The sequence below is a fragment of the Aquibacillus albus genome (genome assembly GCF_016908325.1).
Lineage (GTDB): Bacteria > Bacillota > Bacilli > Bacillales > Amphibacillaceae > Aquibacillus_A > Aquibacillus_A albus.
Window position 1 is genome coordinate 18581 of sequence record NZ_JAFBDR010000015.1, and the last position, 20259, is coordinate 38839.

The 20259-nt window shown below is 38.2% G+C and carries 19 protein-coding genes and 1 riboswitch; of the genes, 7 read left to right on the forward strand and 12 right to left on the reverse strand.

Annotated features, from left to right (window positions below; translation table 11 throughout):
• Window positions 1-12: 12 nt before the first annotated feature.
• From leuB to JOC48_RS13090, 8 genes are all read right to left on the reverse strand, one after another.
• Window positions 13-1104, reverse strand: coding sequence for a 3-isopropylmalate dehydrogenase (leuB, locus tag JOC48_RS13055; RefSeq protein WP_204500384.1), 1092 nt, complete (start codon window positions 1102-1104; stop codon window positions 13-15).
• A gap of 11 nt (window positions 1105-1115) precedes the next feature.
• Window positions 1116-2669, reverse strand: coding sequence for a 2-isopropylmalate synthase (locus tag JOC48_RS13060; protein ID WP_204500385.1), 1554 nt, complete (start codon window positions 2667-2669; stop codon window positions 1116-1118).
• A complete protein-coding gene (gene ilvC, locus JOC48_RS13065) occupies window positions 2656-3687 on the reverse strand; it encodes a ketol-acid reductoisomerase (protein WP_204500387.1) in 1032 nt (343 codons plus the stop codon). Before ilvC ends, JOC48_RS13060 begins: the two co-directional genes overlap by 14 nt.
• Before the next feature lie 69 nt (window positions 3688-3756).
• Window positions 3757-4278, reverse strand: coding sequence for an acetolactate synthase small subunit (gene ilvN, locus JOC48_RS13070; RefSeq protein ID WP_204500389.1), 522 nt, complete (start codon window positions 4276-4278; stop codon window positions 3757-3759).
• On the reverse strand, window positions 4275-5996 hold the full coding sequence (gene ilvB, locus JOC48_RS13075) for an acetolactate synthase large subunit (RefSeq protein WP_204500392.1): 1722 nt from the start codon (window positions 5994-5996) through the stop codon (window positions 4275-4277). Before ilvB ends, ilvN begins: the two co-directional genes overlap by 4 nt.
• Before the next feature lie 1034 nt (window positions 5997-7030).
• On the reverse strand, window positions 7031-7810 hold the full coding sequence (locus tag JOC48_RS13080) for an energy-coupling factor transporter transmembrane component T family protein (protein WP_204500394.1): 780 nt from the start codon (window positions 7808-7810) through the stop codon (window positions 7031-7033).
• A complete protein-coding gene (locus JOC48_RS13085) occupies window positions 7797-9470 on the reverse strand; it encodes an ABC transporter ATP-binding protein (RefSeq protein ID WP_204500397.1) in 1674 nt (557 codons plus the stop codon). Before JOC48_RS13085 ends, JOC48_RS13080 begins: the two co-directional genes overlap by 14 nt.
• Window positions 9467-10048, reverse strand: a complete 582-nt coding sequence (locus JOC48_RS13090; RefSeq protein ID WP_204500399.1) for an ECF transporter S component — start codon at window positions 10046-10048, stop codon at window positions 9467-9469. Before JOC48_RS13090 ends, JOC48_RS13085 begins: the two co-directional genes overlap by 4 nt.
• A gap of 149 nt (window positions 10049-10197) precedes the next feature.
• A riboswitch (TPP riboswitch) is annotated at window positions 10198-10303 on the reverse strand.
• 234 nt (window positions 10304-10537) lie between these two features.
• Here JOC48_RS13090 and JOC48_RS13095 point away from each other — a divergent pair.
• The 7 genes from JOC48_RS13095 (at window position 10538) to JOC48_RS13125 (ending at window position 17790) form a co-directional block, all read left to right on the forward strand.
• Complete coding sequence (locus tag JOC48_RS13095) at window positions 10538-10963, forward strand: universal stress protein (protein ID WP_204500402.1); 426 nt, start codon at window positions 10538-10540, stop codon at window positions 10961-10963.
• A 220-nt stretch (window positions 10964-11183) separates the two neighbouring features.
• Entirely contained in the window at window positions 11184-12053 is an 870-nt protein-coding gene (locus JOC48_RS13100; RefSeq protein WP_204500404.1) for a DUF1028 domain-containing protein, read from the forward strand.
• A 131-nt stretch (window positions 12054-12184) separates the two neighbouring features.
• Complete coding sequence (locus JOC48_RS13105; protein ID WP_204500407.1) at window positions 12185-13612, forward strand: hypothetical protein; 1428 nt, start codon at window positions 12185-12187, stop codon at window positions 13610-13612.
• Between the two features lie 177 nt (window positions 13613-13789).
• Window positions 13790-15511, forward strand: a complete 1722-nt coding sequence (locus JOC48_RS13110; protein WP_204500409.1) for a carbon starvation CstA family protein — start codon at window positions 13790-13792, stop codon at window positions 15509-15511.
• Window positions 15512-15566: 55 nt separating this feature from the next.
• Window positions 15567-15845: a cory-CC-star protein gene (locus tag JOC48_RS13115; protein WP_476693108.1), complete on the forward strand. Its 279-nt coding sequence runs from the start codon at window positions 15567-15569 to the stop codon at window positions 15843-15845.
• A gap of 32 nt (window positions 15846-15877) precedes the next feature.
• Window positions 15878-16813: an ArsA family ATPase gene (locus tag JOC48_RS13120; protein ID WP_204500414.1), complete on the forward strand. Its 936-nt coding sequence runs from the start codon at window positions 15878-15880 to the stop codon at window positions 16811-16813.
• The gene (locus tag JOC48_RS13125; RefSeq protein WP_204500416.1) at window positions 16813-17790 is read left to right on the forward strand and encodes a zinc-binding dehydrogenase; all 978 of its coding nucleotides are present in this window, start codon (window positions 16813-16815) and stop codon (window positions 17788-17790) included. The genes JOC48_RS13120 and JOC48_RS13125 overlap by 1 nt, the downstream gene beginning before the upstream one ends.
• 1 nt (window position 17791) lies before the next feature.
• Here JOC48_RS13125 and JOC48_RS13130 read toward each other — a convergent pair whose 3' ends face one another.
• From JOC48_RS13130 to spoVAD, 4 genes are read right to left on the reverse strand one after another with little or no spacing between them, the layout of a single operon-like run.
• Complete coding sequence (locus JOC48_RS13130) at window positions 17792-18649, reverse strand: DUF421 domain-containing protein (protein ID WP_204500418.1); 858 nt, start codon at window positions 18647-18649, stop codon at window positions 17792-17794.
• 26 nt (window positions 18650-18675) lie between these two features.
• Window positions 18676-18882 carry a DUF1657 domain-containing protein gene (locus JOC48_RS13135; protein WP_204500420.1) on the reverse strand — a complete coding sequence of 69 codons (207 nt, stop codon included), beginning with the start codon at window positions 18880-18882 and terminating at the stop codon, window positions 18676-18678.
• Window positions 18883-18896: 14 nt separating this feature from the next.
• Window positions 18897-19247, reverse strand: a complete 351-nt coding sequence (gene spoVAE / locus JOC48_RS13140; protein ID WP_204500422.1) for a stage V sporulation protein AE — start codon at window positions 19245-19247, stop codon at window positions 18897-18899.
• A 1-nt stretch (window position 19248) separates the two neighbouring features.
• Window positions 19249-20259 carry a stage V sporulation protein AD gene (gene spoVAD / locus JOC48_RS13145; RefSeq protein WP_204500424.1) on the reverse strand — a complete coding sequence of 337 codons (1011 nt, stop codon included), beginning with the start codon at window positions 20257-20259 and terminating at the stop codon, window positions 19249-19251.

The window sequence follows — 20259 nt, forward strand, 5'->3', positions numbered from 1 at the left end:
ACGTGTGAGAATTTAATCTTTACCGTAAAAGTAGCCATTATCTATATACTTAGCAATTTGTTCGGTCATTTCTACCGTATTTAGTAACGTACCATTTTCAACCTGTAGGTCGGCAGTGTAATAGCCATCATTGACAACGTGCTCAACAGCGGCTTCTATTTGTAATGCTTCCTTATCTAAACCAAAAGAATAGCGAAGCATAAGAGCTGCTGATAGAATCATTGCAATTGGATTTGCAATGCCTTTCCCGGCAATATCAGGTGCAGATCCATGTGCTGGTTCGTACAATCCTACACCATTTTCAGCTAAACTAGCGGAAGGTAACATTCCAAGCGAACCAGTTAATACAGAAGCTTCGTCACTCAAAATATCACCAAACATATTTTCAGTGACGATAACATCGAATTGATCCGGGTTTGTAATAAGCTTCATAGCAGCGGCGTCAACGAGTACATGATCAACTTCCACATCTGGGTAGTCAGCTTTTTTCTCTTCAACAATTTCTCTCCATAGCTTGCTAGATTCTAATACATTGGCTTTATCAACAGAAGTAAGTTTCTTTTTCCTTAGTTGAGCACTTTGAAACCCTTTGTCAACAATTCGCTCAATTTCTTTCCGAGTGTAGGAGAGGGTGTCTACGACTGCATTGCCATTGTCTCTTCGCTCACTTGGTTCACCAAAGTATAAACCACCGGTTAACTCCCGTACGATTAATAAATCACTGCCATTGATGACAGTTTCTTTTAATGGGGAAGCGTGTAATAGTTTTTCGAATCCTTTTACAGGTCTTAGGTTGGCGAATAAGTCCAATGCTTTACGAATTCCCAACAGTCCTCGTTCTGGTCGTAGGTGAGAAGGGAGCTGATCCCATTTTGGCCCACCAACTGCTCCGAGCAAAACAGCATCAGCACCCTTACATGCTTCGACCGTTTCATCAGGTAGGGGAGTGCCGTGAGTATCAACAGCAACTCCACCGATATCATGGGATTCGAATTGAAAGGAATGACCGAACTTATTAGCTATCGCATTTAATACTTCTTTGGATGAATTGATTACTTCTGCACCAATGCCATCACCAGGAAGTAGCACAATTTTCTTTTCCATGGTTGGTCCTCCTATATTGCATCAAATTTTGCTTTTTGTTTTAAGTCTGCTTTATTACTTAAAAAAACACGGTTAACAGCATTTAAAAATGCGTGAGCAGCAGCTTCAAGTACGTCTTGGGAAGAACCACGTCCACTTACAGGAATGTCATTAACAGTCATGCTAACATGTACTTCAGCTAATGCGTCACGCCCTTTACCGATCGAACTTAAGTTAAAGTCCGTCAGATGAATTTCTTCTTTAATTAGTTCTTCGATTGTATTATAAAGTGCTTCGACACTTCCTTGGCCAGTACGTGCGGTTTCCACCTGGTTGCCATCTGGAGTTTGTAACAGAACAGTGGCAGTTGGTAAATTGTGCGAGCCATACTGTACCTGGAATGATTTTAATTCATATCTTTTTACATTGGAAACGTCTGTTTGCACATCGGTTAAGATAGCAAATAAGTCATCATCCGTTACTTCTTTTTTGCGGTCAGTTAACAGCTTGAATGCTTTAAATGCCTCGGATAATTTTTCCTCACTCAATTCATACCCAAGCTGTTTTATTTTATCTTTAAAGGCATGTCGCCCTGAATGTTTTCCGAGTACAAGGTTGTTTGAATGAATGCCAACAAGCTCCGGAGTAATAATTTCATACGTTGAAGCATTTTTTAAGACACCGTCCTGGTGAATCCCTGATTCGTGGGCAAATGCGTTTCTACCAACAACGGCTTTGTTTGCTGGAACAACCATTCCAGTAAACTTGCTGACAAGATCACTTGTACGTTTCGTTTCTTTTAAAACAAGATTTGTATGATAAGGATAAAAATCATTGCGAATATTAAGAGCTACTGCAAACTCTTCTAATGCAGCATTTCCTGCACGTTCACCAATTCCATTAATAGTGCCCTCTACTTGTGTAGCACCATTCTCAATTGCAGCGAGCGAATTTGCTACTGCCATACCTAGGTCATCATGACAGTGTGCGGAAAGAGAAACCTTGTCAATGTTCGGGACATTTTCACGAATATAACGGAACATTTCTCCATATTCTTTTGGAGTTGTATATCCAACCGTATCAGGTAGGTTAACAACAGTAGCACCTGCATCAATAACTTTTTCAATAATTTTAGCCAAGAAAGGCAAATCTGTTCGAGAGGCATCTTCAGCTGACCATTCTACCTGAGGGAATTTTTGTCTTGCATAGGATACCATCTCTACAGCAATATCAATAACTTCTTCTGGTGTTTTCTTTAATTTATATTCCATGTGAATAGGGGAGGTAGCGATGAATAAATGTAAGCGAGGTTCTGCTGCACCTTTTAATGCCTCCCAAGAAATATCAATGTCAGATTTTTTTGCTCTAGCTAATCCAGTTACAGATACATCTTTAATCGTATCAGCAATTTTCTTTACCGCTTCAAAATCCCCTTGGGAGGAAGCAGGGAATCCTGCTTCCATAATGTCAACACCAAAGCGTTCTAATTGCTTTGCAATTTCCAATTTTTCTAATTGATTTAGATTCACGCCAGGGGACTGTTCACCGTCCCTTAGCGTTGTATCAAAAATCTTAATTTGAACCATTCGAGACCACTTCCTTCTTAGCGTTTGCCTTTTGCTTTACAAATGGCATTAACTCACGAAGTTCTCTTCCTACTTTTTCAATTTGGTGACTATTTTCTTTCGCGTTCGTTGCATTAAACTGAGCACGATTTGCTTGGTTTTCTAGAATCCATCCTTTAGCAAATACACCAGTTTGGATATCTGTTAATACTTCTTTCATGCGAGCTTTTGTTTCTTCGTTAACGACGCGAGGGCCAGATACGAAATCTCCCCATTGAGCTGTATCAGAAATAGAGTAACGCATTCCTTCTAGGCCACCCTCATACATTAAGTCAACGATAAGCTTTAGTTCATGGAGACACTCAAAATAAGCAACTTCAGGTTGATAACCTGCTTCTGTTAGCGTTTCAAATCCTGCTTTTACAAGGCTGGTTAAGCCACCACATAAAACAGCTTGCTCACCGAATAAGTCCGTTTCTGTTTCTTCTTGGAAAGAAGTTTCTAAAATACCTGCGCGCCCTGCACCAATTCCTTTTGCATAAGCAAGTGCAACATCTTTAGCTGTTCCAGTGTAATCTTGATAAATACCGTAAAGAGCAGGTACACCAGCACCTTCTTCAAATGTTCTACGTACAAGGTGTCCAGGTCCTTTTGGTGCAATAAGGAAAACATCTACATCTTCTGGTGGTACAACTTGGTTAAAATGGATATTAAAGCCGTGTGCAAATACAAGTGCATTACCAGCTTGTAAGTTTGGTTTGATGCTTTCTTCATAAATTTTCGGCTGATATTCGTCAGGAAGTAGGATCATAACTACGTCTGCTTGTGCAGTTGCATCTGCAACAGATAATACTTCCACACCATCTTCAACAGCTTTATCCCATGATTTTCCTTTTCTAAGACCAACGACAACATCAAATCCACTTTCTTTTAAATTAAGGGCATGCGCATGGCCTTGAGAACCATAACCAATAATAGCGATTTTTTTTGATTGTAAAACCTCTTCATTAATATCATTGTGGTAAAGTACTTTTGTCATAATTAATACATCCTCTCAACTTTGTTTTATTATATGTTAATTTGGTAATTAAACCTGAGTTCGCTTTTCTTATTTTAATAGGGAATAGGAAGTTAGCTCTGTTACTTGCGGCTGCTGCCCTCTTAGGAAAGCTGTTAAACCTGTTCGTGCTAACTCTTTTATGCCATAAGGTCGAAGCAAGTCAATTAATGCTTCGATTTTATCTGGTTTACCAGTTACCTGAATAGATAGACTATCTTTACTAACATCAATAATAGAAGCACGGAATGGCTCGATAATTCCTTGTATTTCACTTCGAAGCTGTCCGCTGCTCACTACTTTAATTAATGCTAACTCTCTAGCTACAATTGCTTTATCTGTAATATCAGAAACCTTTAATACGTCAATTTGTTTATTCAATTGCTTGGTAACTTGCTCAAGCTTTTGGTTATCTTCTACATCTACGACAAAGGTCATTTTTGAAATTCCTTCAGCCTCTGTGCGTCCAACCGTTATGCTTTCAATGTTGAATTGACGTTTTTGCAGTAATCCAGTTACACGATTTAAAACACCGCTACGATTTTGAACAGTCGCTGTTATAATTCGTTTCATGGTTTCACCCCAATCATTTCATTAAGACCTTTGCCTGGAGCAATCATTGGATAGACATTTTCCTGTTGTAATACTCGGCAATCAACAACTACTGGGCCATTATAGTCAAATATTTCTGGAAGATTTTTTATAAGCTCTTCTTGTGTATTAATCTTTAATCCCTTAATTTGATATGCTTCAGCCAATTTTACGAAATCTGGTTGCACATCTAGAAGTGACTCCGAATAGCGTTCCTCGTAAAAAGCTTCTTGCCATTGACGAACCATACCAAGCGCTGAGTTGTTTACAATAATGACTTTTACTGGTAATCCGCGTTCTTGTAGAACGGATAACTCTTGTAATGTCATCTGAAAACCACCATCACCAACAACTGCAACTACTGTTTCGTCTGGGCTGGCTAGTTGTGCACCGATAGCTGCAGGGAAGCCGAAGCCCATAGTTCCCAAACCACCAGACGTAACCCAACGATTAGGTTTATTAAACGTATAATATTGAGCAGCCCACATTTGATGCTGTCCTACATCTGTCGTAACAATAGCATTACCATTTGTATACTTGTGAATCTCTTTTGTTAACCATTGCGGTAAAATATCGTTCGTGCTCTCATCATGCCATAATGGAAAATCAACTTTATTTTGGAATAGTTTATCCATCCAGTCTCTATGCTGTGGTGATTTTTTTGTATGATGCTGTAAACTGATAAGCGCTTCTTTAGCATCGGAAACAATCGGAATATGAGTTGCAACGTTTTTACCGATTTCAGCAGGGTCAATATCAATATGTGCCACCGTTGCTGAAGGGGCAAAATGTGCTAAATTACCAGTTAATCTGTCATCAAAGCGAGCCCCAATGTTAATTAACAAATCACATTCGTACAATGCTGTGTTTGCCGTGTACGTTCCATGCATTCCGGCCATTCCTAAAGAAAGTTCATGATCTCCAGGAAAACCACCAAGGCCAAGCAAAGTAGTTGTTACTGGTAAAGCGTGCTTTTCAGCAAACTCCTTTAATTCGTTAGAAGCTTTACTGATAATAACACCAGCACCCGCTAGAATTACTGGCTTTTCAGCTTTCGCTAGTGAATCGGCTAATTTTTTAATTTGTAAAGGATTCGGTTTTGTCGTTGGTTGATATCCAGGTAAGTGAAAATTCGCGTCATAGGAATCATCACATGGATTTGCAGATATATCTTTTGGAATATCAACAACAACCGGTCCTGGGCGTCCAGTTGTAGCAATATGAAACGCCTCTTTAACAATCCGCGGTAAATCACTGATTGATTGAACTTGGTAATTGTGTTTTGTAATTGGGGTAGTTATTCCAATTACATCTGCTTCCTGGAACGCGTCTGTTCCAATTACACTTCTTGCTACCTGACCAGTGAAAACAACTAATGGAAGAGAATCCATCATTGCATCAGCTATACCTGTAACTAAATTAGTTGCTCCTGGTCCAGAAGTTCCAATTACTACACCAGGTTTGCTTGAAACACGTGCATATCCCTCGGCTGCGTGAATGGCACCTTGTTCATGGCGAGTAAGAATATGATCAAAGGAGTCTTTTGCACGATAAAGTGCGTCGTATATTGGTAAAACGGCTCCACCCGGATATCCAAATATCGTTTCAACTCCCTCCTCAATTAGAGTTTTAACAAGAAGATCTGCACCTGTTTTTGGTTTTGTACCGGTTTGATATCCCGGTTTTGCTTCTACCTTCATTTTGTAATCCCTCCTAAATGAACATTTATTTCAGGTTTTCAGCTCAATTAGTAACAAAAAAAGCCAATTCTTCCCATAATCTGCAAATCTGCAGAATAAAGGGGAGAAAAGGCTTTTGTCTTTTCACGGTACCACCCTGATTTACAGTATCCTCTCGAATACTGCCTCGTGAAGCTAAAACTAGTTTTAGCTCCTTTTGATAACAGGTGCTGAAGTTGGGCACCTGGTCAAGCCTACTTGGATTTACCGTTCAACTTAACACTCAGAGACGATGTCAGAATAAGGTGTATTTCCGGGCTTCCAGCAACCCCGGCTCTCTGTGAATACATGATCTTATTCCTTTGTTCCCTTCATCGATTTAACTGTTTTAACCTTTGAAACCTGTCGTAGTGAAACTCTTTAAAAGGATACGCTATCCTAATTGGCTATTTTGGTTATCTTTTGTACTAATTGCGTTTTTTATTTATCATCTTATTAATTTTACTTCATATGTGTTATTGTAATACGTTTCTGATAGTAAAGTCCATCTATTTTGCAAACTTCTTTTATTAAATAGAAACAGTACTGAAACCCTTATATTTCTTTGGTTGACGACAATAATACAACCATTTTAAAAGAAGGTCAACAGGTTTAGTGAAAATTTTCTGATATTTAAAATAAATCCTAGCGACGGTAAGCGTTTACAGTTATGAGGCGCAAAGAACCTAGGTTAATTGTGAACATTTTCGAAGCGTTTTCAAAACTGTTAGGAAACGCGCCCATTTCTTGGAATGATTGTCAGTAAATATGACATATAATGTGATGTATGGTAACGAAGGTGGCATGGTATTTTTTTAAAAGCTAATTTCCACTAAGATGTTAGGATAGAGAAAAATTACGAAAGAAATGCGTGGGGGGAAACGGCTGCTTTTGGGATGAATAGCGGAACAAATGTCCGTGTACACCTTAAAACAGCCGCTTTTGTCACGAATGATGGAACAGGCGTCCGCCCCAAATACTTCAATCGTTTGAGCTGGATATTGACAATTTAACCTTTAGAATTCACCACTATACCATTTGAGATAACCGAGCTGCCACGAGACGGTAATAAAGATTAGAAGCATACCCAACATCATGACCAAAAACAACCAGTCTTTTGGTCCAATCGTAAATTGTCTGTAAAAGGTACGGTCTCGACTACCGGTAAATCCTTTTGATTCCATGGCTATCGCAGTTCGTTCTGCTTTTCTAATTGCGCTAGCGAGTAGAGGTATCGCAAATCGTTTATATTGCTGAAAGGCTTCTTTCATTGTTTTTGCTCTATTTACACCGCGTACGCGATGCGCAGCGTGAATTAATACTAGTTCGTCTTTCATCATTGGTAAAAACCGGTAACCAGCTAAAATACCATAGGCGAGCTTTGGCGGAAGTTTACATTGCTGCATTAAACTTAATATAAAATGAACAATGTTTGTTGTTAATAGGAACAATAAGGACAAGGATGTAAAGCTTAATATTCTTAACGAAAGAGCTAATGCGGTGTTCACATCCTCCGTTGGAAACTCACGACCAAACAGGGTGATCACATCTGCTGGATTGTTCGGTTCATTGGCAAACATAACATTCGTCCAAAACATCCCTAATGCAAAAATGAAAAAAGGGGAAAAATAAACCAAATATTTTTTCCAATGAATTTTGGCCACACCAATTGTCAGAATCCAGATCCAAATCACAAAGCATAGCGGTGTAATTGGATCAAAAACAAGGGCCAACAAGAATACACTAACAATAATCGTAATAGCTTTTATGCTTGGATTTACGTTATGAATGAACATAGCCGACATCCTTCTGTAGTAATCGTTGTAATTTTACTTGGACAGGTAACTCGAGCTGCCACTGTTTCAACTGTTCACGAGTAAGGCTCCACAGTTGTTCAGGAGTTGTATCAAGTGCTATTTGTCCATTTTCCATGACCAATACTCGCTCTGCATATTGATAAACTAATTCCATATCGTGTGTAATCATTACTATTCCAGTACCTTGAGCATGACGTTCCATTAAAAGATTTAATAGCTGATTAGTAGAACTAGCATCTTGGCCAAAAGTAGGCTCATCGAGAAAGAGCAGGGACTGGTTATCGACAATCATCGTTGCTACGCTTAACCTTCTTTTTTGTCCTTGGCTGAGTGTGTAGGGATGAAGATCGGTAAAGCTTGTTAATTGACATTGTTCGAGAATTGCTTTGACACGATTAATAACTTCCCGTTCAGTTAAGCCTTGCAATCGTAAGCTAAAGGCAACTTCATCAAATACAGTATCAGAAATAAATTGATGCTCTGGGTTTTGGAAAACGTAACCGATTTTTGTTCTTAATTCTCTTTCTCTCCATCCTTGCAAAGGTTTGTCATAAAGTTGAACGGAACCTTTAGATGGCTTTTCAATGCCGGCAAGGAGCTTAGAAAGAGAGGATTTTCCACTTCCATTAGCCCCTAAAATCATGACAAATTGTCCACTGTACAAGTGAATATCCTTTGCATTAATGATATCTGTATCTTTTTTTGACCACAGCAGTTCATTAGCTTTTATAGCTAAATCGTGCTGGTTAGGCTTCCCATTTCCTTTATTCAGTGAAGGTTTAAAATCTATTGACTGTGCGGCTAATTCATGAATCGTTAATGGCAAGTTTTCAAACGTATGGTTTTCTTTTTTTTCTAATTCTAATGCTAGTTTCGTAGCTTTAGGAATCCAAATACCGAGTTGTTCCAATGTATCTCGGTGCTTATTTATACCGTGTCTTAGTTCGCCATCATAAAAAATTTCTCCTTTTGCATTGATCATGATACTTCGATCGATTAATGACACCCAGCCATCTAATTGATGTTCGATGACTAAAAGTGAAAACTTTTTATGTTGTTGTAACTGTTGTAGTGTATGAATAAATTCTTTTGCTGCAACTGGGTCTAAATTTGCCGTTGGCTCATCTAATACAAGTATTTCTGGTTCCATTGCTAGAATACAGGCTAACGCCAATTTCTGTTTTTGTCCTCCGGATAGGGTAGTGATGTTTCGGTGTTTACATTCCTTCATTTTTACTAACCCTAGTACTTCATCGATTTTATCTTCCATCTCATTAGGGGAAACACCTTTGTTTTCAAGTCCAAAAGCAATTTCATCTTCTACGGTGAACATACAAAATTGTGTTTCTGGATCTTGAAAAACAACCCCAAGATGCTGTGAAATTTCACCGTTCCTATAGTCAGTCGCATTTTTTTGGTTAATAAAAATGTCACCATTCATATTTCCGTCTAATTCACGGGGAAAAAGTCCATTTAAACAATGTGTTAAAGTACTTTTTCCACATCCGCTTGGACCAAGGATCAACAGGTTTTCCATCTCATTTACTTCAAAGCTGATATCATTTAATACAGGCTTTTCTGGTATATCATCAAAAAATAATGTTAAATGGTCGACCTTAACGGCTGATGCTTCCATCATGCTGCTTTTTTCCTTTTCTTATACTCTTTACCAAGTGCAAAGCTTGATAGAACACCGGTTTTAGCTAGTGCGTCGCTTAGTATTTTACCAAGAACTCCAGCAATAAGTGCACCACTTATTAATCGGATTGAAAACATCGTTAAAATATAACCTGGTGCAAAGGCGAGGTAACCATTTTGGAACATACCCCAGATAAAGCTAGTGACAGCTGAGCCCATACCAGCTAACATGAGTACCCAAAGTGAATAGATTTTCCATCTTGTTGCTGCAAAGACGGCTTCTGCACCAATACCTTGAATCATTCCAATCAGAATTAAAATTGGTCCGAGCGCATTTCCAATCATCACTTCAATCGTAGCTGCGATTGTTTCTGATATGAATGCCGCACCAGGCTTCCGGATAATATAAGCAGCAATAATCGATACAATAAACCAAATACCGAAAATAGGTTCATAACCAATTGGTCCCATAAATCCAACTAATATGCCTCCTACAGGTAAAAACGCTAAATAAACAACACCAAATACTACAGATAAAGCTGCCATTACAATAACTTCTTTTAATCTCCATTTACTCATTACTATTTCCACCTTTCTTTGAAAAACTATTTGTTGACATCGTTACAGTCATAACGTTGTGAGAAGAACCGCCATCCTCCTTGTCAATAATAAAAAAGCTGCACTCCCATGGGAATGCAGCCAACTTATGTATAAGTATAAACGTATATACCAGTTCGACCGCACTTCCCCACGCTAGTATTATCCAGTTCGGGTTCAAAGGGTCGGAATATTTTCCTCTCAGCCGCTATGAATGCAGCACCCCTAGTGCACTTTTCATTATAAAGTTTGTGTTTCCATTACATCATAATTGATTCTTATTCTAAAGTAAAGGTTGAATGGGTGGAAGTTACATAACTAGACTTTTTGTTTCACTATTCGATCGATCATTGAATGTTAATAATAAATGACTATGTATGAATTACGTGTTCCATTGTTATTTTGTCAAATTTATTAATAGATAGGCGCATTTCCTCTTTAAATGAATAGAATGTAGAAGAGGTGATTCCGATGGAAAAAATCTTACTGGTGCCGATTAATGATGACTCGGAACAGTCTCAGCAAGTTATTGACTATGCTGTGCAAATTGCTCGTGTAACAGGATTCACAATTGAATTATTTCATGTTCAACCTAAAATAAATACTCATTACGCAACCAAAATGATTGGGAAAAAACAATTGGAATTATATAAAGAGGAATGTGCCACTAAACTGTTGAATAAGGGGAAGGAAAGCATAAGTGAAGACATTAATGTCATAACGATTTGGAAAAAGGGGATACCAGCTGACGAAATTTGTAAAGAGGCGAAAAATAAAAAAGCATTTTTAATCGTAATGGGGACAAAAAATATGAAAAAAGTAACAGGTAGATTAATAGGGAGCACCTGTTATCGTGTTGTTCGACATGCTCCTTGTCCTGTAACGATCGTATCTTAATAAGATTGCACAATTGCCATTTCTATCATATTTGGTTATATTACGACGGGCAGAAACATTGGAATAGAGCTTGTTTATTAATAAAAGTGAGTTAAGTTGTTATGGAAACCTTTGTTGTCCTTAGTGATGGCAAAGGTTTTTTTGATATAATATACTAAGGTTGGCTGGTACATATTATTAATTCAACGTACTAAAATAAACACAAAATGGAGGAAGCATCATGAAAAAAATGAAAGATATTGTAGCAACATTTTCTATTGTCGGGTTCGATCCAGCTACGGGTGAGTTAGGAATAGCTGTTCAATCCAAGTTTATTGCGGTCGGCTCTGTGGTACCTTGGGCGAAAGCGGGAGTAGGTGCTGTAGCAACTCAGGCATTTGCCAATCCTTCTTATGGTCCAGAGGGGTTAGCTTTATTAGAGGAAGGTAAAACAGCAGAAGAGGCGATTCAGATTCTAACGGAAAAAGATCCGGAAAGAGAAGAAAGACAAGTTGGTATTGTAGATTTTAAAGGGAACACAGCTAGCTTTACTGGTAGCAATTGCTACGATTGGGCAGGTGGCATAACTGGTAAAAACTTTGCTGCACAAGGGAACATTTTAGTAAATAAAGAAACGGTTACGGCAATGGGGGAAACCTTTGAGAATACAGAGGGGACTTTAGCAGAGCGATTGTTAGCTTCCTTATCAGCTGCACAAGAAGCGGGCGGAGATAGTAGGGGGAAACAATCAGCGGCACTATATGTCGTAAAGGAAAAAGGAGGATATGGTGGATTTAATGATGTCCTTGTTGATTTAAGGGTGGATGATCATCCTGAACCAATTAAAGAGCTGCATCGATTATTTGCTTTACAACAATTATATTTCGGGGAGACAAAGCCTGAAAACATATTATCCATTCAAGGAAAAACGAGAGATGAAGTGGTTGAAGGATTAAATAAATTTGGTTATCTCTCTACGAAAGAAGTAGAGGACAATCAGTTGTTGGAGCAATTTACGAAGTTTTTACATACTGAAAACTTTGAGGAAAGAGAATTGGAAAAAGGTAAAATAGATAAGGAAGTGTTGGATTTCATGAAAAACAGCCGATAATGGCTGTTTTTTTACGCGATTGGGGCGGGGGTACCCGTTTTTTCTAAGGATGCCGTCACCGAAAGAACCCACGTTGCATAGGCTATAGCACAGTTCAGTTACGAAAACTGGATGAATGGAGGCGATGTAGCGTGGAATTGACATTTTCTCACTGGATATATGGATTTTTTACTATAGCGATTATTGTAACGATGGTATTCCGAAGAGGTGTTGTACTTCCTACATTATTAGGAACATTTCTAGTTGCATGGGTTTATCAAGGTAGTATCATTGATGGTTTTACTGCTGTATTTAATGCAAATCTAGTCGCTGCCAAAGAACTGTTTAACATCTTTCTAATCATTACTTTTATGGTGGCTTTATTGCATTCTTTAAAGGATTTAGGTGCAGATAAACGAATGATTCAACCAATCCAAAAGATGATGGTGAATGGTCACATAGCATTTTTCGTTTTAGTTGTTGTCACCTATGTTATTTCCTTGTTTTTCTGGCCTACTCCTGCTGTCCCGCTAATCTGCGCATTACTTGTTCCTGCTGCTATTCGTGCTGGGTTACCAGTAATGATGGGAGCTGTAGCAGTAGCATTGGCAGGTCAAGGTATGGCACTTTCATCTGATTATATCATTCAGGTTGCCCCTGACTTATCTGCAAAAGCTGCTGGGGTTGATACTGCAACTGTTGTAGATCAAGCATTAATATTATCCTTGATTACAGGTGTTGTGGCTATTGCCTATGCATATTTAAGAAACAGAAAGAGCATTCGTTCAAAAAATGACCCAAAAATTGAACAAGAGCTTGCAGTTATGCAGGGGATAGAAGGGGAAGAAGGTAAAAAACCCCAAAATGTAAGCTTGCCATTTTGGAGTAAAATTTTTGCCGTATTAGTTCCAGTATCGATGTTAGTCGTTATGATTTATATGATATCAACCAAATTGAATTCAGGTCGAATGGGTGGTTTTGAAGGTGGAGATGGTGCTGCATTTATTGGTGGTGTAGCAGTTGTATTGCTCCTTCTATCGACATTAGCTTTTGGAAAACACAAAGCATTAGATTATATTAGTGAGCACATTACAGAGGGGTTTGTCTTTGCTTTTAAAGCAATGGGACCAGTCATTCCGATTGCAGGATTCTTCTTTTTAGGAAGCTCTGATTTCTCTGGAAGTATCCTATCGATTGGGGATGGTGAATCTCCAGAATTACTGTTTGATTTAGTTAAGTCTACACAGGACGTATTGCCACATAGTCCAATCCTAATTGCGTTTAGTATTCTTCTTATTGGAATCATTACTGGGTTAGATGGGTCAGGTTTTTCTGGTTTACCGTTAACGGGTTCTTTGTCTGGAGCATTAGCCTCTGGCGGTTTAGATCCTGCGACATTAGCAGCTATTGGACAAATGGGTTCCATCTGGACGGGTGGAGGAACGATTATTGCATGGTCATCTTTAGTGGCTATTGCAGGCTTCTGCGGCGTTCCAGTAATGGACTTAGTCCGAAAAAACTTTATTCCTGTTATGTTAGGATTAATCGTTTCGACAGCGTTAGCTTTATTTATCTTTTAAGGAAAATGAAATTGCAAAGGAAGTGGGTGATTGTAATAACAATTATTCACTTCCTTTTTTACATAAATATAATTGCGTTTATGTACATGTCATATTATGAAAATAAAGCAATATACTGGAATTGTATATGGAAACCGCTTCCATCATTGGAGGTATTTTTTAAAAGGAGGTAATAGTATGAGTGGTAGTTTGGTCGCCATAATCGGCATTATCGTTTTTATTTTAGGTTACCGTTATTATTCCAAGTTTATTGCTGAACGAATTTATAAGTTAGATCCGAATTATGTAACACCAGCACATCGATATAAAGATGGCGTAGATTATGTCCCAACCAATAAATATGTGCTTTGGGGACATCATTTCACTTCAGTTGCAGGGGCAGCTCCAATAGTAGGACCAGCAATTGCTGTTTACTGGGGTTGGTTACCGGCATTTTTATGGGTAGTGTTAGGTACAGTGTTTGCTGCAGGAGTACATGATTTTGGTACGTTAGTACTTTCGGTTCGAAATAAGGGACAATCCATTGGAACACTCGCACATCGTTTAATTGGACAAAGGGCAAAACTGTTATTTTTATTTATTATTCTAATTTTAGTGTTAATGGTTAATGCTGTTTTTGCTTGGGTCATATCTAGTTTATTTGTTTCTTATCCTTCGAGTGTTTTACCAATCTTTATTCAAATTCCATTGGCGATATGGATTGGTTATGCTGTGTATCGCCGGAAGACACGAATGCTTATTCCGTCATTACTTGCTTTAGTAGTAATGTATGGAGTTGCGATTATCACTAGTAGAGTTCCAATTTTGCAAATTGATGTAGTTCGTTACTTCGGAGGCGAAGGAGCATCAGGCTTATTTGGTTTAGGAGCAACATCGAGTGCATTTCTTATTTGGATCATCATTCTAATGGTGTATGTGTACATTGCTTCCACTTTACCTGTATGGAAATTGTTGCAGCCAAGAGATTATATCAATTCTCATCAATTAGTAGTAGGTTTACTGATTCTGTATTTAGGTCTGTTTTTTACCAATCCTGAAGTAACAGCACCAGTAACAAATACCGTTACTGACGTGTCATGGTTTCCGCTTTTGTTCATTACAATCGCTTGTGGTGCTATTTCAGGTTTTCATGGATTGGTTTCATCCGGAACAACCTCTAAGCAGTTGAACAAAGAAACAGATGCTCGTTTTGTTGGTTATTTTGGAGCTGTAGGTGAAGGTGTTTTAGCGTTAATTGCTATTATAGCAGTCGTCACCTTCTTTTCAAATACAGATCAATTCGTAGCAACATACAGTAGTTTTACTGAAGCAGGCGGGGCTGGATTAGGCATATTTATTGAGGGAGCTAGTCAATTGGCGTCTGGTTTAGCAATACCACCTGAAATCGCTACAACAATTGTGTCTATTATTGTTGTTAGCTTCGCTGCAACGACATTAGATACATCCGTGAGATTAATGCGATATATTATCTCAGAGCTAGGTGTGGAATACAAAATGCCTAGTTTAACAAAAATGCATGTTGCAACAACTATTGCGGTAGTATTAAGTGCAGTACTTGTGTTGTTACCTGAGGGATCAAGAGGGTTTGGTTCTGGTGGTTACCTGCTCTGGCCATTGTTTGGTACATCCAATCAGTTGTTGGCAGGGATAAGCTTATTGTTAATTTCTATATGGCTTAAAAGACAAGGAAGAAACTATATTTTTACATTAATTCCAATGGTTTTTCTATTATTTATGACATTAATAGCTATGTTTAATCAAGTTCTCTTTCAATGGTCTTGGTTTGGAACAAATTCTAATTCACTATTGTTTTTCTTAGGTGCAATAATCTTTGGTTTTGCCGTATGGATTATTTTAACAGCAATCTCTGCTTTATCGAATAATCAGTTCGATAAATAGTCAGAAATGATAAAAGAATGGGAAAGGGGTCATAGGAAATTACTCCTTTCTTTCCATTGTTAGGAAGGTGAATGATTTGCTAGAAAAAATAAAACAAGCAATAAATTGGTATGATCAAGTATTAAGCTTGTCTCATCGGTCTGAAATTGCAAGAGAATTAAGAGATGAGGATGATTTATTTTTACTATTACTCTATTCAGAATTAATTGGCATACCTAATCCCGTTTATTATTACTCATTAGAGCTTTATCCATATATGATTGAAAAGTTTCATGATTGGCACTTACGCATGGGAATGGAAAAATCGCCACTAGACGGTATCCGTTGCTGTTAAATAACGAGATTAAAAGGAGAGTGCTTTAAGATATGGATACAAATAAACCAATTATATTTGTTGGGGGTAAAGGGGGAGTAGGGAAATCAACTACATCGGCCGCTATAGCACACCAAACTGCTTCTAAAGGAAGAGAAACATTGTTAGTTTCGACGGATCCAGCACATAACCTTGGGGATATTTTTGACATGGAACTAAGAGGGAGTATTACTAGGGTGGCTAATCATTTATCAATATTAGAGATTGATTCTGAAATAGAAACGGACAGGTATATATCACAAGTTAAGCAGAATTTAAATGGGTTTGTTAAGTCTAGTTTGGTTGAAGAGGTACACCGTCAAATTGATGCAGCCAAGGTTTCCCCTGGTGCTGAAGAAGCTGCACTATTTGATCGAATCATATCAATTGTTTTAGAGGAACGGGAGGTATATGATACGATTATATTTGATACAGCACCTACTGGTCACACGATTCGTTTATTATCACTGCCTGAATTGATGGGTGTTTGGATAGAGGGAATGATTAAAAAAAGAGAGAAGACGAATAAGAACTATTCCGAATTGTTAAATGACGGAAAGCCGGTGGACGATCCGATTTATCAAGTTTTAATGGGGCGAAAAGAGAGATTTTCTAAAGCCAGGGATTTATTGTTAAATCCAGAAGTGACAGGACTTATTTTCGTTTTAACACCAGAACGTCTACCGATATTGGAGACAAAAAAAGCAGTACATAGATTAGAGAATAATCATTTAAATGTGGGTACACTCATCGTTAATAAGGTTTTACCAGAAGAGATTGGTGAGGGTTTTTTTAAAGAGAGAAAGAAATTGGAAACAAAGTACTTGCAGTTAATTGATGAAACGTTTAACAATAAAGAAATAGTGCATGTTCCATTATTAGCTGAAGATATCGTTAGTAATGATCAACTTGAATTGTTTAGTCAATCAATTGGAAAGGAAGAAGTATGATGAACGCATTTGTACACGAAAGAGAACACGTTATTTATAAAGAAATTCCTGAACCTGAAGTAACCAAAGGTAAAGTAAAAATTAAGTTAAAGGCTGCTGGTTTAAATCATCGTGATTTAAATATACCTAGTCGGAGGGGGGATAATGAGAAACCTCTTGTCTTAGGATCTGATGGGGCAGGTGTCATTGAAGAAATTGGACCTGAAGTAACGAACCTATCCATTGGTGACGAGGTAATTGTGAATCCAGGTCTAGGTTGGAAGCATACCAGTGATGCGCCACCTGAAGGTTTTGAAATATTAGGAATGCCTGACCACGGTACATTTGCAGAAAAAATTGTCATAGACGCAGAACATGTGGAGAGAAAACCTGCTTTCATGAATTGGGAGGAAGCAGGGGTTTTAGCGTTATCTGCACTAACAGGTTACCGGGCCTTGTTTACAAAAGCAAAATTAAAAGCGGGGGAGACCATTTTAATTCCAGGTGCAGGTAGTGGTGTTGCTACATTTATCATTCAATTTGCAAAAGCCGCAGGTGCTAGAGTAATTGTTACATCAAGAGATGAAGAAAAGTGCCGTAAAGCATTAGATATTGGTGCAGACAAAGCAATTGCAACCAATAGTAATTGGGAAGAAGAATTAAACGACGAACAAATTGACCTTGTTATTGAAAGCGTTGGAAATGCTACGTTTAATCGCTCACTTTCGGTATTGAAGCGAGGGGGAAAAATTGTAACATTTGGCGCAACTACTGACGATAACGTAACGATTAATATCAGACAGTTTTTCTATGGTCAATATCAATTATTAGGTTCAACAATGGGAAGTAGGGAGGAACTACAAGCAATGCTTCAATTCGTTAATCAATATAAGATAAAGCCAGTGGTTGATCATGTATTTCCGCTCAGCCATACGGAAGAAGCATTTGATTATTTACGACACGGGAAGCAATTTGGAAAGGTCGCCATTATTGTTTAAATCATGATTTTAGCAAAGGCTCCATTTTATCAATAGCTGTTTGGAGCTTTTGGCTATTTTTCGTGTACATTTGCTTTGCCTCTTGGTTTTCTGTCGATAAGGCAAACATTTCCATATCTGCTTGACATTTTTTGAGTGTTGCTAGCAGCGCTGGTTTTTCTTGAGGACTCGGTACTTGAAGTTTATCGTCAAATAAATCAAGCGTTAATTGTCCAAAATTATCGACTTGACCAAGGTAGACATTTTCGATGGTGACTCCTTGTTTTTCTAATTCTGTATGAAGCCAGTTTACACTCAACCCTGCTGTTGCTAACGGTTCTTTCATGATGTCGCCATCCATGATTACGGTTTGTGGCTCTTTAATGGGTGCAACTGTTGCGGCAACATCTTTTGGAGTGATTGGTTGGTTTTCGCGCTTAGGCAAAACATTTATTTCACCATCTGGTTCTAATACCGCAAATTCTACATCAGCAGCTTGAAAGATATTTTTACTTCTTAATCTTTGTAATAAATCATCCGATGTGAAGCTTTCTTTTTTTAAATTATCTTCCATTATTTTGCCATCTTTAATAAAAACAGTTCCTTTTCCTCGGACAAAATCGTGAATTGCTTTACTTTTGAGAGCTAGCCAAGTGATGAGGAAAGGGATTAAAAACCAAACACTTAACCCTACAAATCCGCTTACAAAACTAACTCCACCTAGGGTAAGTTCAGCTGCAATTACTGCAATGATAATTCCTATCATGAATTCAAAAGCTGTCAGTTGGGAAAGTTGTCTTTTTCCGATGAATTTCGCAATAACGAATATAATGATTAGCAAGCTAATGGATCTTAAAAAAGCTTCTATCCATTCTGGCATATAAATTTCTCCTTATCTCAATAGTTTTAAATCCCTTTGTATTGTTCTTCTTCTCGTTCTAGTTCTCCTACGCGATTGATTAAGTCTTTTTTTACTTGATCTATCAATTCTATTCCTTCTTGAAACGTTTTTTTTGCTTCTTCGCTTTGTGTTCTTGTTGAAAGGCTAGATAGACTAGTTTGAACACCTTTTAAACTTGCTAAACTTTGTTTGACTTGTGAAGCAACTGTCATAATCCTTCTCCTTTTTAGCCTTTTGGTTTAAATAATATAGCACCGATCATTCCAAAGATGATTGCTGAGGAAATTCCAGAGCTGGTAATTTCAAACATTCCTGTAATAACGCCAATTAACCCATGTTGATCGGCTTCTTGCATAGCTCCGTTAACTAACGAATTTCCGAAACTTGTAATTGGTACAGTTGCACCTGCACCTGCAAAATCAATTAATTTCTCATAGAGTCCAAAACCACCTAATACTGCACCACCTACGACTAATGCACTTAATGTATGTCCTGGTGTTAGCTTGAAAACATCAAGCATAATCTGACCAATAACACAAATAAGACCTCCTATTAGGAATGCCCATAGGAATACCATGTCAAGCACCTCCATTTTCTATCGATACTGCGTGTGCAATGCACGGAATACTTTGATTTTGCTGTGTTGTTAACGGTGATAATAAAGCTCCTGTAGCAACTACTAAAATCCGATTAAGTTCTCCGCTTTTCATGCGATTTAGTAAATGCCCATAAGTAACAACTGCTGAACAACCAGCCCCGCTTCCGCCGGCTTGAACAGGCTGCCCCTCACGGTAAATTATTAATCCACAATCTAAAAAGCGTTGTTCATCTATTGGTGTGTTATGCTTTTTGAAGAGATCTAATGCAATATCTCTTCCTATAGTTGCTAGGTCTCCGGTAACAATCAGGTCATAATAAGAAGAATCAACACCTCGCTCCTTTAAGTGTGCTTCAATTGTATCAACTGCAGCCGGAGCCATTGCCCCACCCATGTTGAATGGGTCAGACATGCCCATGTCTACAACCTTTCCGATTGTCGCTGAAGTGACTCGTGGACCGTCGCCTTCGTTACTTAATAATGCAGCCCCTCCACCAGTAACAGTCCATTGAGCCGTTGGTGGTTTTTGACCGCCATATTCGGTAGGGTATCGAAATTGTTTTTCGACTGCTGCATTATGACTTGCTGCTCCTGTAAGTATATAATTAGCACCTTTGGCATTAATTAAAAATGCACCTAATGCTAACCCTTCCATTGAAGTTGAGCATGCTCCAAATAAACCAAAATAGGGTGTACCTAAGGTGCTTGCAGTAAAGCTCGTTGGTGTAATTTGGTTGATTAAATCTCCTCCAAGGAAAAATTGAACTTGGTCCTTTTGAATGCCTGCTTTTTCAATAGCTTTTATACAAGCTTCTTCCATCAGGAGTTTATGCGCCTTTTCAAAAGAGTCCTGTTGCATCCACAAATCCGAGTGCAGTAAATCAAAATCGTCTGCAATATTTCCGTTTGCTTCAAAGGGACCTCCAACGGTTCCTGTAGAAACAATTACTGGTTTATTTTCAAATATCCATGTACGATGTCCTGTTAGCAT

Bases quoted from the DNA above. Each gene is read 5' to 3' on its own strand.
- JOC48_RS13060 (WP_204500385.1), bottom strand. From the start codon at position 2,669: ATGGTTCAAATTAAGATTTTTGATACAACGCTAAGGGACGGTGAACAG.
- JOC48_RS13090 (WP_204500399.1), bottom strand. From the start codon at position 10,048: ATGAGTAAATGGAGATTAAAAGAAGTTATTGTAATGGCAGCTTTATCT.
- spoVAE (WP_204500422.1), bottom strand. From the start codon at position 19,247: ATGGTATTCCTATGGGCATTCCTAATAGGAGGTCTTATTTGTGTTATT.
- JOC48_RS13100 (WP_204500404.1), top strand. From the start codon at position 11,184: ATGAAAAAAATGAAAGATATTGTAGCAACATTTTCTATTGTCGGGTTC.
- JOC48_RS13095 (WP_204500402.1), top strand. From the start codon at position 10,538: ATGGAAAAAATCTTACTGGTGCCGATTAATGATGACTCGGAACAGTCT.
- JOC48_RS13125 (WP_204500416.1), top strand. From the start codon at position 16,813: ATGAACGCATTTGTACACGAAAGAGAACACGTTATTTATAAAGAAATT.
- JOC48_RS13130 (WP_204500418.1), bottom strand. From the start codon at position 18,649: ATGCCAGAATGGATAGAAGCTTTTTTAAGATCCATTAGCTTGCTAATC.
- JOC48_RS13110 (WP_204500409.1), top strand. From the start codon at position 13,790: ATGAGTGGTAGTTTGGTCGCCATAATCGGCATTATCGTTTTTATTTTA.
- ilvN (WP_204500389.1), bottom strand. From the start codon at position 4,278: ATGAAACGAATTATAACAGCGACTGTTCAAAATCGTAGCGGTGTTTTA.
- spoVAD (WP_204500424.1), bottom strand. From the start codon at position 20,259: ATGCTAACAGGACATCGTACATGGATATTTGAAAATAAACCAGTAATT.
- ilvC (WP_204500387.1), bottom strand. From the start codon at position 3,687: ATGACAAAAGTACTTTACCACAATGATATTAATGAAGAGGTTTTACAA.
- JOC48_RS13120 (WP_204500414.1), top strand. From the start codon at position 15,878: ATGGATACAAATAAACCAATTATATTTGTTGGGGGTAAAGGGGGAGTA.
- leuB (WP_204500384.1), bottom strand. From the start codon at position 1,104: ATGGAAAAGAAAATTGTGCTACTTCCTGGTGATGGCATTGGTGCAGAA.
- JOC48_RS13085 (WP_204500397.1), bottom strand. From the start codon at position 9,470: ATGATGGAAGCATCAGCCGTTAAGGTCGACCATTTAACATTATTTTTT.
- ilvB (WP_204500392.1), bottom strand. From the start codon at position 5,996: ATGAAGGTAGAAGCAAAACCGGGATATCAAACCGGTACAAAACCAAAA.
- JOC48_RS13135 (WP_204500420.1), bottom strand. From the start codon at position 18,882: ATGACAGTTGCTTCACAAGTCAAACAAAGTTTAGCAAGTTTAAAAGGT.
- JOC48_RS13080 (WP_204500394.1), bottom strand. From the start codon at position 7,810: ATGTTCATTCATAACGTAAATCCAAGCATAAAAGCTATTACGATTATT.